Raw genomic sequence first — 13,062 nt, forward strand, 5'->3', positions numbered from 1 at the left:
ATAGTCTACCGGCCGGTCCCCGTGAAGATATGCCAAAAGACACTGCAACTACGCTACTATGCAGCATGTTCATGCCATAAAAACCGGAATATTAAAATGAATTCACCAAACGCCTCGCTCGACAAATTCGACTGCGCCATCCTCGCCGCCCTGCAGCAGGACGGCACCTTGTCGATCGCCGCCCTCAGCGAAAAGATCGGCCTGTCCAGCACGCCGTGCTGGAAGCGGGTCAAGCGCCTCGAGGAAGACGGCTATATCGAGAGCCGCGTGGCCATCGTCAACCGGCAAAAAGTGGGTTTGCCCGTGACCGTCTTCGTCAGCGTGCGCACGGGACAGCACGATGAAAAATGGCTGCGCCGCTTCGCCGCCGCCGTCATCGTCTTGCCCGAGGTACAGGAATTTCACCGCATGAGCGGCGACATCGACTACCTGCTGAAAGTCGTCACCACCGACATCAAGGGCTACGACACGTTTTATAAAAAACTCATCAAGGCCGCGCAACTGACGGGCGTGTCGTCCGCCTTTTCCATGGAGCAAATTAAGTGCAGCACGGAATTGCCGCTGGAATTGATCGCCCACGGCTTGCCTGCCTGAACGATTTTCCACCCCGTGCCGGTGTACATGAAAAGCACGCATGTTAACACCTTATAATCGTTGCCATGCAGCAACACAACCCCATTAAATACGGCATACCTCCACTATATCGCCTTTATCCGTCGCTATACTGCGCACTTGCCCGTGCCTTTCTAGCAACCTCTGCCGGTCGCGCGGGCCCATTCCCAGGGTCGTCCATGCATCTGCTTCGCCATCTTTCCATCCAGAAAAAACTGATGTTCAGCATGGGTTTGTGCCTGCTGCTTTTCATGGGCATCTCATCGTTCCTCAGCGTGCGCATGAGCAGCGATTACGTGCGCGAGCGCGTCGTCAGCCAAGAATTGCCGGCCCAGGTGGGCGAGATCCGCAACGACGTGCTGCGCCAGATCAATCAGCCGCTGTCGGTGGTGCAAACGATGGCCAATGATGTCTTTCTGCAGGACTGGGAAGACGCGGACCTGGCCGACAGCGGCTTGCCCACTTTTCAGCGCTACGCGAAGATGATCAAGGAAAAAAACAAGGCGGCCGTCGTCAGTTGGAGTTCGCAAACTGCGTCCCGGTACATGACCGATGCGGGCCTGATCCGCACGCTGGACAAGCAACAGCCAGCCGATCATTGGTTCTTCAGCATGCTCGACGAAAACAAACTGCACACGGTGAATCTGGACCGCGATCCGGCCTCGGGCAGCTTCATGCTGTTCCTGAACGCGCGGGGCCAGACGGCTGGCGGCAAGGCCGTCATCGCCGGGATGGGCCTGAGCGTCGACGCAATGGCCGAAACCATCCGCAGCTACAAGGTCGGCCAGACCGGCTATGTCTACCTGGTACGCGCCAACGGCAGCCTGCTGATCCACCGTGACCCGGCCCTAGCCGACGGCAAGCATCAATTGAAGGACTTGCCAGGTTTTGACGAAGCGTTGAGCAAGACTCTGCTGACCGGCAACAAATACACCTATGTCAGTTATGCGGCGCCCAGCGGCAAGCAACTCGTAGCGGCCTCTTTCATACCGGAATTGAACCTGTACGTGGTGGCCGAAGTGCCGGAAGCGGAAGTGCTGGGCAATGTCACGCGCTCGGCCCTGATCGCCGCCCTGATTGCCGGCCTGGTCGGTGGCGGTATCGCCCTGGCAATCATTTATGTCATCAGCCGCGCCATCGCCGCGCCTGTTGCGCGGGCAGCGGACATGCTCAGTGAAATCGCCAGCGGGAATGGCGACTTGAGCCGCCGCATGCCCGTGGAATCGGAAGACGAGGTCGGCGCGCTGGCCGCTGCCTTCAACCGCTTCGTCGCGTCGCTGAACGTGACGATACGCGAAGTTCGCGACAGTACCGGGGCCATTGCCAGTGCATCGAGCCAGATCGCGTCGGGCAACCTGGACCTGTCGGCCCGCACGGAAGCCCAGGCATCGAGCCTGGAAGAAACAGCGGCGGCCATGGAAGAGCTGACGTCGACCGTGAAACAGAATGCGGACAACGCGCGCCAGGCGAATCAGCTGGTGGTGTCGGCCTCGGGCCACGCCGTCAAAGGCGGCGAAGTGGTCGACCAAGTGGTGCAGACGATGAGCGAGATTACGGAAAGTTCGCGCAAGATCGCGGATATTATCGGCGTGATCGACGGCATTGCCTTTCAAACCAATATCCTCGCCCTGAACGCTGCCGTCGAGGCGGCCCGCGCGGGCGAACAGGGCCGCGGCTTTGCCGTGGTGGCAACCGAAGTGCGCAACCTGGCGCAACGCTCAGCGGCAGCAGCCCGGGAAATTAAGGACTTGATCGTCGACTCGGGCAGCAAGGTCGAAGCGGGCAGCAAGCTGGTCGACTCGGCCGGCGCCACCATGCAGGACATCGTCGTGTCCGTCCAAAGAGTCGCCGACCTGATGGGAGAGATCGCGTCGGCCAGCCAGGAACAAAGCCAGGGCATCGCGCAAGTCAATGCCACGGTCACGCAGATGGATGACGCGACCCAGCAAAATGCGGCGCTGGTGGAAGAAGCGGCGGCGGCGGCCCAATCCCTGCAGGACCAGGCGGGACGCCTGGCGCAGGTGGTCAGCGTTTTCAAGCTGGAAGAAACGGGGCATGCAGCGCAGCAGCAGCAGCAGCAGCCTCGGCAGCCAGCGCACAAGCCCATGCTGCCCACGCCAGCGCGTCCGAAAGCGCCGGCCAGCGATGCGTGGGAAGAGTTTTAAGGAGGTTTGAAAAACGCTTAAATCGCCGGCGCTTTCACGCTGGCGGCCTGCTTGAAGAAATCATAGATGCCGCTCTCGCTCATGCGGCGGGCATTCGCCAGCTCGCCGCCCTTGGTGGCGTACAGCACCTGGTTGTTGTCGCTCGAGACCAGCACGGCGGCCGGAATGCCTTTCTTGAGCGGATTGCCATAGGCTTGCGCCACGTCCAAGTTATGGTCGAAGTTACCCACGTCGACCTTGACGACCTTGAACTGCTGTTGCATCAATTCGGCGTTCTTGCCTTCCTTCAAGGCCTTGTCGAGCGCGCGGCAATCTTCGCACCAGTTGGCGCCAAAGATCAGCAAGACAGGCACGTGCGCCGCCTTGGCCTCGGCCAGCGCGCGGGCCACGTCGGCCTTGGCGTCGGCCGCCGCGTTGTACGGCAGATGCGGCGTGGCGACCGGGTTGGCCGGTGTGGGGGCGGCGGCAATGGCGGTACCGGCAAGCAGCAGGCTGGCAAAGAATGGGGCGACGAAACGGGAAAGGCGCATGCAGGGCTCCTGAGAGAAATCGTGAAGCCAGCTGAACAGCTGCCAGCGGGCGTGATTGTCTAGAATATGCCTGCTTGTAAGAAATATCCACCATTTAATTGCACTGTGCTTATGCGGAAAACGTATAAACGCGTATAGGCACATATAAGAGTGCCACCAAGGAGACGCCGCTTGAGCATGCCAGATACATTACCCCCAACGCTGTCCGGCGCCGCGCGCATGTTGCGCGACGCCTATCCCGGCGGCATGCCCGATACGGCATATTTCGCCGTGCTGGCCCTGCTGTACGAACACTTTTCCGACCGCAACCTGGCCGAGCTGATGGCCGCCGTCACGGGCAAAGATGCGGCGGTGGTCCTCAATGACATCTATGCCTGCGCCAGCAGCGAGCCGGCGCCGTCCGCCATCGCGGCCGCCAGGAAACTGCTGGCACGGCACGGCTTGCAGGCCGTCTGCGCCGACGATTAATGCCCACCGGCAGCGAAATGGAACGCATGGGATAATATCGGGCTCACACTGAGCAACGCGGCCCGAACGCGCCCTCCCCATGACGACTTCTTTCCTGGCACGCTGGCTGCCGCAACCGAACAACGGCAGCCGCCGCGAACAATTGCGCGCCTGCGCAGGCGCCATCTGCGGCTTGCTGCTGACGGGCCTGATCTGCCATTTCCTGCTGGCCCCGGACAGCGCCAGCGTCTACCTGATCGCGCCCATGGGCGCCTCGGCCGTACTGCTGTTCTGCCTGCCGGCCAGCCCGCTGGCGCAACCGTGGTCCGTGGTGGGCGGCAATGTCGTCTCCGGCCTGGTCGGCATGGCCTGCGTCAAATGGTTGGGATCCAGCGTGGGCGTGGCGGCGCTGGCCGCCTGCCTGGCCATCGGCGCCATGTTTGCCCTGCGCTGTTTGCATCCGCCGGGCGGCGCCGTGGCGCTCACCACCGTCGTCGGCGGCGCCAGCGTGCATGCGGCCGGCTTTGAATTCGTCTTTATCACCGTACTGTTCAATTCCGCCGTGCTGGTCGCTTGCGCCGTGCTGTACAACAACCTGACGGGACGCCGCTACCCGCACGTCCAGCAACTGGTGGCGCCGCATCCGCACGCCACCAAGGATGACGTGCCCAGCAACCGCCTGGGGTTTTCACCGGACGACCTCGATGCCGTCTTGCGCCAGCACAGTGAAGTGCTCGACATCAGCCGCGACGATTTGCAGGCGATCTTCCTGCAAACGGAAATGCGCGCCTACCAGCGCCGCTTCGGCGTCGTCACCTGCGCCGACATCATGTCGAAAGACGTGCTCAGCGTGGAATTCGGCACGCCGCTCGATGTTGCCTGGCGCACCATGCGCGAGCACGATGTGGGTGCGCTACCCGTCGTGAACCGGGCGCGCCGCGTCATCGGCATCATCACGCAGACGGATTTCCTGCGCCACGGCGGGCTCGACGATTATCAGGGCATGCGCCAGCGCCTGCGCGGCTTGCTGCAGCGCAGCGGCCTGTCCCACGGCGACAAGCCGGAAGCGGTGGGACAGCTGATGACGGCGTCGCCGCACACGGCCCGCCTCGGCACGCCCATCATCGATCTCGTGCCCCTGATGGCCGACGCCGGCTATCACCATATTCCCATCCTCGACGAGGAAGAACGCCTGGCCGGCATCATCAGCCAGTCCGACCTGATGGCCGCCCTGTACGAAAGCCGCTTTGCCGAGGCCGCCGCATGACGCCATTCCGGGCACTGCTGAGCGGCCCCGACGGCGGCCCGGCGGGCACAGCCGTCAGCGCGCATTTCTTCGGCAGCCAGCTGACCATCGATGCGCCCGGCCATGATGTCGACGTGGCGCAGCTGGTCGTCAGCGTGGGCGGTGTCGACGGACCGGAACTGTTCCTGAACTGGCTCGAAGAACAAGGACGGCAAGCCTCGCTCAAGCCGCTGACGGCAGACGACATCGCCATCGTCTTGCGCGAAGCGCCGGCCGCGCTGCAGCCGCAACTGCAGCGCCTGTGGAGCGAGCGCCAGCGCAACCGGCGGCAAGTGTCGGGCTGGCTGGCCGGCTTGACGGGCGCGGTCGTCGTCGCTTCCACCCTGCTGTGGTGGCAAGGCGGCCATGCCGTCGGTGCGCTGGCGGGACTGATACCGATGTCGACGGAGAAGCGGCTGGGCGAACTGGCCCTGGCGCAAGTGCGCGCGCAAGGCGGCATCGTTGAGAACGGCGTGGCGCAGCAGACGGTGCAGGACATCGGCCGCAAGCTGACGGCCGGTTCGCGCTACCCGTACCGCTGGCTGGTCAAGCAGGATGACACGGTCAACGCGTTTGCCATGCCCGGCGGCATCATCGTCGTGCATACGGGCTTGCTGCGCCAGGCGGGGGACCCGGGCGAACTGGCCGGCGTGCTCGCGCATGAAGTGCAGCACGTGGAACAGCGCCATTCGCTGCGGCAGATGATCAGCAGTTTGGGCTGGGGCGCCCTGGTGGGCCTGACCATCGGCGACATCAGCGCCGTGGCCGCCATGCTGGCGCACCAGGCCGGCACCCTGTATTTCAGCCGCGATATGGAAGAGGAAGCGGACCGGCTCGGTTTGCTGGCCTTGCAGCGCGCGCAGATCCGCCCCGACGGCATGCTGCGTTTTTTCCAGAGGCTCGATGGCAAGGATCAGGCCAAGGTGCCGGGATGGATTTCCTCGCATCCGCAAACGGCGGCGCGCGCGCAGCAGATCGAAAGCCTGATCGACGCCACGCCCTGCCCGGCCTGCCTGCCCTTGACCAGCCGTCACTGGCCAGCGATGAAAGCGGCCCTGCCGCCTACAGAAAAATAGCAACATTTCTTCCGCACAATTTATCCAAACGCACTGGGCAATGGCGTATGCTTACGCCCCGGCTGTTCCTTCTTGAACGGCCACCCCCGACCTCGCTACGCCTCCGTTCATTCCCTCCTTACAAAGGATCTCGCGCATGAAGCATCGTTTTGCCGCCGGCACCCTCGGCACCCTGGCCATCTCCCTGTTGCTCGCCTACGCGCCCATGGCGCAAGCGGCCCAGCCCGCGGCCAAAGCGGCCGTCGCGCCGGCCGTCAGCGCGCCAAAAGCCAAGCAGCAGCTGCAAGTGCTGGCCGACCAGTACTACGATGCGTTGGCCCGTTTCGAGCCGATCAATGCCACAGAGAGCGGCGACAACCGTTTTGACGACCAGCTCGGTTCAGCCATCGTGCCCGCCGCGCGCGCAAAGCAGTTCGCCCTGTACCGCCAGTATCAGAAGACCCTGCGCGGTATTGCCCGCGCGCAGCTGTCGCACCAGGACCAGATCAACTACGATATCCTCGACTATGAACTGGCCACGGCGCTGAGCTTCGAGCGCTTCCCCGAATACCTGCTGCCTTTGAACCAGATGGACAGCATGCCCGTCACCCTGGCCAATTATGCGGGCGGCGAGGCATCGCAACCTTTGACCACGGTCAAGGAGTATGACGCTTACCTGAGCCGTATCGGCCAGTTGCCGGGCTGGATAGACCAGGCCATCGCCAACATGAAAGTCGGCATGCAAAAGGGCATCGTGCTGCCGAAGGCGCTGACGGAATCGGCCCTGCCGCAATTCAAGAAGCTCGTCAGCGCCACGCCGCAGGACAGCGTGTATTACACGCCCATCAAGAACTTGCCGGCCAGCTTTTCCGCCGCCGACAGGGAACGCCTGACGCAAACCTACACCGTTATCATCGAGGCCAAGCTGATGCCTGCGCTGCAGCGCCTGGCCACCTTCATGGAACGCGATTACCTGCCGGCCGGCCGCACGAGCAGCGGCTGGAGCGCCCTGCCCGATGGCGCGGCCTGGTACCAGACGCGCGTGGCCAGCAGCACCACGACGGATTTGAAACCGGAGCAGATCCACGCCATCGGCTTGAAGGAAGTGGCGCGCATCCAGGAACAATACGCGATCGTCGGTCCGAAGATGGGCTACAACGGCCCGGCCGCCGGCTTGCCCTTGTGGGTGTCGGAACAGGCGAAATACCGCCCGTTCAAGACGGAGCAGGAAGTGCTCGACGTCTACCGCAAGCTGAACGTGCTGCTGGACAGCAAATTGCCCGCCCTGTTCACCCTGGTGCCGAAAGCGCCGCTGGACTTGCGCCTGGAACCTGAACTGAGCCGCGACACGGCCGCCGACCACTACACGGCCCCGGCCGCCGACGGTTCGCGCCCGGGCGTGTTCTGGTCCGTCGTCACCGATCCGAAACTGTATGGCGACACGGGCATGACCACCCTGTTCCTGCACGAAGGCAAACCTGGCCACCATTTCCACCTGGCGCTGGTGCAAGAGATGGACTTGCCGAACTTCCGCCGCTTCGGCGGCAACAATGCCTTCACGGAAGGCTGGGCCCTGTATGCGGAAACCCTGGGCAAGGAAATGGGCCTGTTCGACGATCCGGCCCAGTACTTCGGCCATTTGAACGACGAGATGCTGCGCGCCGTGCGCCTGGTGGTCGACACGGGCTTGCACACCAAGGGCTGGACACGCGAGCAGACGATCAAGTACATGCGCGACACCCTCGGCTACGACGCCGTGGCGAGGAGCGAAACGGAACGCTACATGGCCTGGCCTGGCCAGGCGCTGGGCTACAAGATCGGTTCGCTGAAAATCGTCGAACTGCGCCAGCGCGCCCAGCAGGCGTTGGGCGACAAGTTCAGCCTGCCGAAGTTCCACGAAGTGGTGCTCAGTGACGGCACCCTGCCCCTGAAACTGCTGGAAGCCAAGGTCGACCGGTGGATCGCGCAGCAAAAGTAAGCTAGCCCACTCCTGCGAGAACGGCAGCGCCAGTTGGGGCTGCCGTTTTTTTTCGTGCCGATATTTGATCTGGCACAGATCCAGCGTATATCGCGCACGCCCGCCGGAACGCGTACCAGACAATGCTGCCTAATTCCCATACACAGAAGGGAGGCAGCATGCAAAGCGAAGACAGGAACGACGCCGCCACGGCTGGCCCGCCCGCATGGCAAACATCAGCGGAGATGCCCTATCACGGGCATGACGCCATTCTTCACTACACCAGTGCGCGCGGCCAGGCCGATGGCCGGCCGCCGCGGCACATCCCCGACGATACCGCACGCGGCAAGCCTGCCATGATCACGGCGCTTGGCTGGCTCAGCATCGGCCTGGGACTGGCCCAGCTGGTGGCGCCGCGCGGCCTGGCGCGCGCCAGCGGCTTGCGCGGCGTCTCGTCTTTCTGGATACGCGCCATCGGCCTGCGCGAAATGGCGTGCGGCGTGGCCTTGCTGCGCGGCGAAACCGCTCCGGCATGGCGCTGGTCGCGCATCGCCGGCGACGCCATGGACCTGTCGCTGCTGGGCGTGGCCATGGCCAGCCGGCGCCATGCGCGCACGCGCCTGGCGGCGACGGCGGCCGTGGTGGCAGGCGTGACGGCCATCGACTACATCGCCAGCGCCCAACTGGCGCCGCGCAAGCTGAGCGAATTGCCCGCGCCCGGCGAAGAGGGATTGGCGCTGCAAAAGAGCGTCATCGTCAACCGTTCCGCCGACGATTGCTACCGCGCCTGGCGCGACCTGAAAAACCTGCCCCGCTTCATGCCGGGCCTGCAGTCGGTGCAGGTGATCGATGCGCGCCGCTCGCGCTGGCACAGCGTCGAGGGCGAGTGGATAGGCGAACTGACGCAAGAGCGTCCGGGTCAGGGCTTGCGCTGGCGCGCGGCACAGAACCATGCCGAAACGGGAGCGCTGGAACTGTCGCCCGCTCCCGGCGGGCGCGGCACCGTGGTCACCATGCAACTGCACATGCAGCCGCCGGCCGGCAAGGTGGGCGCGGCCGTGGCGGGCCTGTTCAGCCAGGCGCCCGCCTACCAGATCGAAACCACCTTGCGCCGCTTCAAGCAGTGGATGGAAACGGGCGAGGTCAGCACCACCGAGGGCCAGCCGTCGGGCAAGCGCAGCTTCAAGACGCGCTTGCTGCACAAGGCTGGTGCCACGGCCGCTGCCCCTCGACCGCAAGCAAACGGAGGTGTGTCATGAAAGCCAATTGCTGGCACGGCAAGCGCGACGTGCGGATCGAACAAGTACCCGATCCCGCCATCCTCAATCCCGGAGACGCCATCATCAAGGTCAGTTCCACGGCCATCTGCGGTTCCGATTTGCACCTCTACAATGGCGTCGTGCCCACCATGGAACAAGGCGACATCCTCGGCCATGAATTCATGGGCGAGGTGGTGGAGGTGGGCTCCGCGGTGCGCAAACTCAAGGTGGGAGAACGGGTGGTCGTGCCGTTTCCCATCGCCTGCGGACGCTGCTTCTTTTGCGAACAACAGCTGTACTCGGTGTGCGAGAACTCCAATCCCAACGCCTACATGGCGGAAAAGATGTGGGGCCACTCGGGGGCGGGCATCTTTGGCTATTCCCACCTGACGGGCGGTTACGCGGGCGGCCAGGCGGAATACGTGCGCGTGCCGTTTGCCGACGTCGGCCCAATCCAGGTGCCGGACGAGCTCAAGGATGAACAGGTACTGTTCCTCTCGGACATACTGCCGACCGGCTACATGGCGGCCGAAGCCTGCGCCATCACGCCGGGCCAGGTGGTGGCCGTGTGGGGTTGCGGCCCCGTGGGGCAGTTCGCCATCCAGAGCGCCTTCCTGCTCGGCGCCGAGCGCGTCATCGCCATCGACCATTACCCGGAACGCCTGCGCATGGCACGCGAACTGTCCGGCGCCGAAACCCTGCATTTCGATGCGGTGGACGTGCCCGACGCCCTGCGGGAAATGACGGGAGGACGGGGACCCGATGCCTGCATCGATGCCGTCGGCATGGAAGCGCACGGTTCCGGCGTCAGCTATATCTACGACCGCCTCAAGCAGACGATGAAACTGGAATCGGACCGCCCCACAGCCCTGCGCGAAGCACTGATGGCATGCCGCAACGGCGGCGTCGTCTCGGTGCCGGGCGCGTATGGCGGCTTCAGCGACAAGATCCCGTTTGGCTCCATCATGAACCGTTCATTGACCATCAAGACGGGGCAAACCCACGTGCAGCGCTACATGCAGCCGCTGCTGGAACGGATACAACGGGGCGAGCTCGATCCCGGTGCCATCATTTCCCATCACTTGAGCCTGGACGAAGCACCGCACGGCTACGAGATCTTCCAGAAGAAGCAGGAGCAATGCATCAAGGTCGTACTGCATCCCGGCCCCTGACCGGTCCCGGCAGGCATGCTGGCAGACGGCGTGGGCGGGTCAGACAAGCAATGCGCTGACCTCAGACGAGCAGCGCGGCACTCATCGAGCGTACTTCCTCGTCCGATTCGGCCAGGATGCTTTGCAGGGTCTCGTTGTCGATAATGAAATCGATGACGGAATCGGAGGGCGTGAGCATTTCCACGTACGTCACCTGCAAGGGCGAGGGCACGGGCGACAGTTGCTTGGCCAACAACAAGGTGTCGAGCAGGGAGTCGGGCGGAATGGACAGCAAGCCATCGCGCAAGCCTTCGATGGCTTCGCTCACGGCCCGCGGAATCAGCAGCTTCTTCATGACTTCGCGGGAAATAATTTCTTCGGCGGACTCCATCCAGTGATCGGCATCGTCGTCGAGCAGGCCGGGAAATTCATCGGCACGCGACAACAGGTAAAAACCGCCCACCTCATGCACGATGCCGGCGAACAGCGCCGTATCGGCATCGACGTTCGTCACGCGGCGGGCCAGCACGTGCGCCAGCGCCGCCACGTGGGCAGTGTGCTCCCACAGCTGGGTCGCCTTCTGGCGCAGCACGGGGTCGATGATCTTGCTGCCGAACTGGCGCACCACCATGGCCGCCACCAGCGCGTACAGATTGCGGTAGCCCATGCGCATGACGGCGGCGCGCACGCTGGTCACGGGCGCCGCATCGCCGCGGCTGTACACGGCCGAATTGGCCAGCGCGACCGTGCGCGCCGCCAGCAAGGGCTCTGCCAGTACCAGCTTGATCGCATGGTCGATATGGCAGTCCGGTTCAGCCAGGGCCAATTGCAATTGCAGTGCTGAATTAACGCTCGTGGGAAACGTTAATTCTCCGCGCACCGCTTGGGAAACAATTAAACCGAAAGCCTGTAGTTTATTCATCATACGATCAATCCGCCTCAGATATTATTCTGGCCAACAATTTCATGTACCTGAAATTGAATGCCAGGCCCGGCCTTTAGAATACAGATGGCATGTCATTCGCTTGTAATGAAGAATCCGGTAATGCCAGCGCCTGCAATAGCGATTCATCGCCGATGACAAACAACTTCGGCTGCTGTAATACCTGCAGCAGAAATGGCTGGCCTTCACGCAGCCGCCGGCGATAATCGGCCAGCGTATATAGGTTGGGATTGATTTTACGCCGTAAGGTTCGCTCGGCCGGGGCCAATCCCGTCAATAGATCGCCATAATTGGCTTCCTCTCCCACCAGCAGCAAATCGATGGCGCTGCCAGGCAGGTCCTGTCCCTTCGCCGTGGCGCCCGACACGAATGCCAGGTGCAGCTGGGCACGCAATGGAGCCAGAGTCATGCTGAGCACGCCGACGATGCCGAAGGTTTTTTGCACCAGTCCGCTCAACTCCGGATACACGAGACTTTCCTTGTTAGGCCAGAAGCGCCGCACATTACCGATCCGCTCCGATATGATCAGGCCGGACTCATGCAGACGGCGCAGCTCCCGCTGTGCCGACGCGCTGCCCAGCCCCGTCAAGCGCATGATCTCGTTCAAGTGAAAGCCTTCATTCACGCGGACAAAGAGCAAACCCAGCAGTTTTTGCTGGGCGGGAGTAAACAGGGCTTGGGCAATCATGCGCCAAATCTTAGCATGAATGAACTGAAAACTGGCGTGGCGCAGGCAACGGGGCGTGACGCCACAACAACGCCGTGATGCGTCATCACCAGCAGTTGGGCGAGCCCAAGGGCAGCAAAGCGGGATGACGCAACAGCAGTAGCCAAGAGCCGTCAACGGCAAGCAGCCATTCTTGTAAGCGCTCACTTCAAATTCGTCGACGCCACGTCTACCCATCCTGCCTCGCATCTGCACGAGTCTGGCGTCAACCGCGTTACACGGTTTTAGTCCATCAATTCAAACATGCTCGACGTAATTTAACTCGGCCGTATTAAGCTATCAGCGTATCAGGATGCATGCCTGCATAAGAATCTTGTTCCTCATCTGGGCCAGTAATAAGAGCATGACTTCTAATGCATGCGTTGACCTTCCATTTTACGCTTGCCATTTATATAGGCTGCGAAATACAAATGAATGGGTGCGAACAAGCGACAGCCGAAAATCGTGTTCCTCAGTGAGCGATATAAATGATGTGCTGCCGTAGCGATATGCATGCCAATCGAATAGACAAATGGAATGGGCTGCCATCATTTACCGCCTGCCACGCTATCTTTTCGCGCATGGCAATGCGGACAGGCATAACAAACGGCACCCGAAGGTGCCGTTCTTGTCAGCTAGCAGCGCAGATTACGCTTCGTCGCCGTGGTGTTGCTGGGTCTCGATTTTCTAGCAGATCTTCGGTGGCTGCACCGGCCAGCGTGGTTTTATCGGCCAGCAGCAGTGCTTGACGCTCTTCCACCTCCCACGCTTCTTTCTCTTTGCGTGCATCGTGAAAGGCTGTGCAACGGGCATAAAAAACGGCACCCGAAGGTGCCGTTCTTGTCAGCTAGCAGCGCAGATTACGCTTCGTCGCCGTGGTGTTGCTGGGTCTCGATTTTCTAGCAGATCTTCGGTGGCTGCACCGGCCAGCGTGGTTTTATCGGCCAGCAGC

Annotated in this window: 11 protein-coding genes; 8 read left to right on the top strand and 3 right to left on the bottom strand. The window is 62.4% G+C overall.

Features of this window, described 5'->3' with window-relative positions; all coding sequences use genetic code 11:
* The first annotated feature begins 96 nt into the window (after window positions 1-96).
* Both AC1Q6X_RS25900 and AC1Q6X_RS25905 read left to right on the top strand, forming a co-directional pair.
* The gene (locus AC1Q6X_RS25900; protein WP_070223410.1) at window positions 97-594 is read left to right on the top strand and encodes an Lrp/AsnC family transcriptional regulator; all 498 of its coding nucleotides are present in this window, start codon (window positions 97-99) and stop codon (window positions 592-594) included.
* Between the two features lie 197 nt (window positions 595-791).
* The gene (locus AC1Q6X_RS25905) at window positions 792-2,777 is read left to right on the top strand and encodes a methyl-accepting chemotaxis protein (protein WP_492498831.1); all 1,986 of its coding nucleotides are present in this window, start codon (window positions 792-794) and stop codon (window positions 2,775-2,777) included.
* A 17-nt stretch (window positions 2,778-2,794) separates the two neighbouring features.
* Here the strand turns inward: AC1Q6X_RS25905 and AC1Q6X_RS25910 are convergent, their stop codons facing one another.
* The gene (locus AC1Q6X_RS25910; RefSeq protein WP_205602315.1) at window positions 2,795-3,307 is read right to left on the bottom strand and encodes a thioredoxin family protein; all 513 of its coding nucleotides are present in this window, start codon (window positions 3,305-3,307) and stop codon (window positions 2,795-2,797) included.
* Window positions 3,308-3,484: 177 nt separating this feature from the next.
* Between AC1Q6X_RS25910 and AC1Q6X_RS25915 the strand changes: the two genes are divergently transcribed.
* The 6 genes from AC1Q6X_RS25915 (at window position 3,485) to AC1Q6X_RS25940 (ending at window position 10,482) form a co-directional block, all read left to right on the top strand.
* Window positions 3,485-3,775, top strand: a complete 291-nt coding sequence (locus AC1Q6X_RS25915) for a DUF3349 domain-containing protein (protein ID WP_492498832.1) — start codon at window positions 3,485-3,487, stop codon at window positions 3,773-3,775.
* A gap of 79 nt (window positions 3,776-3,854) precedes the next feature.
* Window positions 3,855-5,021, top strand: coding sequence for an HPP family protein (locus tag AC1Q6X_RS25920; protein ID WP_492498833.1), 1,167 nt, complete (start codon window positions 3,855-3,857; stop codon window positions 5,019-5,021).
* Window positions 5,018-6,115 (top strand): M48 family metallopeptidase, encoded by a 1,098-nt coding sequence (locus tag AC1Q6X_RS25925; protein ID WP_492498834.1) that lies wholly within the window; start codon window positions 5,018-5,020, stop codon window positions 6,113-6,115. Before AC1Q6X_RS25920 ends, AC1Q6X_RS25925 begins: the two co-directional genes overlap by 4 nt.
* Before the next feature lie 136 nt (window positions 6,116-6,251).
* Window positions 6,252-8,072, top strand: coding sequence for a DUF885 domain-containing protein (locus AC1Q6X_RS25930; RefSeq protein WP_492498835.1), 1,821 nt, complete (start codon window positions 6,252-6,254; stop codon window positions 8,070-8,072).
* Between the two features lie 158 nt (window positions 8,073-8,230).
* Window positions 8,231-9,310, top strand: a complete 1,080-nt coding sequence (locus tag AC1Q6X_RS25935) for an SRPBCC family protein (protein ID WP_492498836.1) — start codon at window positions 8,231-8,233, stop codon at window positions 9,308-9,310.
* Window positions 9,307-10,482, top strand: a complete 1,176-nt coding sequence (locus tag AC1Q6X_RS25940; RefSeq protein WP_492498837.1) for a zinc-dependent alcohol dehydrogenase — start codon at window positions 9,307-9,309, stop codon at window positions 10,480-10,482. The genes AC1Q6X_RS25935 and AC1Q6X_RS25940 overlap by 4 nt, the downstream gene beginning before the upstream one ends.
* 61 nt (window positions 10,483-10,543) lie before the next feature.
* Here the strand turns inward: AC1Q6X_RS25940 and AC1Q6X_RS25945 are convergent, their stop codons facing one another.
* Window positions 10,544-11,383, bottom strand: a complete 840-nt coding sequence (locus AC1Q6X_RS25945; protein ID WP_070223450.1) for an HDOD domain-containing protein — start codon at window positions 11,381-11,383, stop codon at window positions 10,544-10,546.
* Between the two features lie 76 nt (window positions 11,384-11,459).
* On the bottom strand, window positions 11,460-12,092 hold the full coding sequence (locus AC1Q6X_RS25950; RefSeq protein ID WP_070310050.1) for a transcriptional regulator: 633 nt from the start codon (window positions 12,090-12,092) through the stop codon (window positions 11,460-11,462).
* Window positions 12,093-13,062 lie beyond the last annotated feature (970 nt).

It is taken from the genome of Janthinobacterium sp. GW823-FHT06H09 (genome assembly GCF_058794735.1).

What these genes read in the sequence shown, in the direction of transcription:
- AC1Q6X_RS25945 (WP_070223450.1), bottom strand. Translation starts at nt 11,383, where the DNA reads ATGAATAAACTACAGGCTTTCGGTTTAATTGTTTCCCAAGCGGTGCGC.
- AC1Q6X_RS25925 (WP_492498834.1), top strand. Translation starts at nt 5,018, where the DNA reads ATGACGCCATTCCGGGCACTGCTGAGCGGCCCCGACGGCGGCCCGGCG.
- AC1Q6X_RS25940 (WP_492498837.1), top strand. Translation starts at nt 9,307, where the DNA reads ATGAAAGCCAATTGCTGGCACGGCAAGCGCGACGTGCGGATCGAACAA.
- AC1Q6X_RS25920 (WP_492498833.1), top strand. Translation starts at nt 3,855, where the DNA reads ATGACGACTTCTTTCCTGGCACGCTGGCTGCCGCAACCGAACAACGGC.
- AC1Q6X_RS25900 (WP_070223410.1), top strand. Translation starts at nt 97, where the DNA reads ATGAATTCACCAAACGCCTCGCTCGACAAATTCGACTGCGCCATCCTC.
- AC1Q6X_RS25910 (WP_205602315.1), bottom strand. Translation starts at nt 3,307, where the DNA reads ATGCGCCTTTCCCGTTTCGTCGCCCCATTCTTTGCCAGCCTGCTGCTT.
- AC1Q6X_RS25935 (WP_492498836.1), top strand. Translation starts at nt 8,231, where the DNA reads ATGCAAAGCGAAGACAGGAACGACGCCGCCACGGCTGGCCCGCCCGCA.
- AC1Q6X_RS25950 (WP_070310050.1), bottom strand. Translation starts at nt 12,092, where the DNA reads ATGATTGCCCAAGCCCTGTTTACTCCCGCCCAGCAAAAACTGCTGGGT.
- AC1Q6X_RS25915 (WP_492498832.1), top strand. Translation starts at nt 3,485, where the DNA reads ATGCCAGATACATTACCCCCAACGCTGTCCGGCGCCGCGCGCATGTTG.
- AC1Q6X_RS25905 (WP_492498831.1), top strand. Translation starts at nt 792, where the DNA reads ATGCATCTGCTTCGCCATCTTTCCATCCAGAAAAAACTGATGTTCAGC.
- AC1Q6X_RS25930 (WP_492498835.1), top strand. Translation starts at nt 6,252, where the DNA reads ATGAAGCATCGTTTTGCCGCCGGCACCCTCGGCACCCTGGCCATCTCC.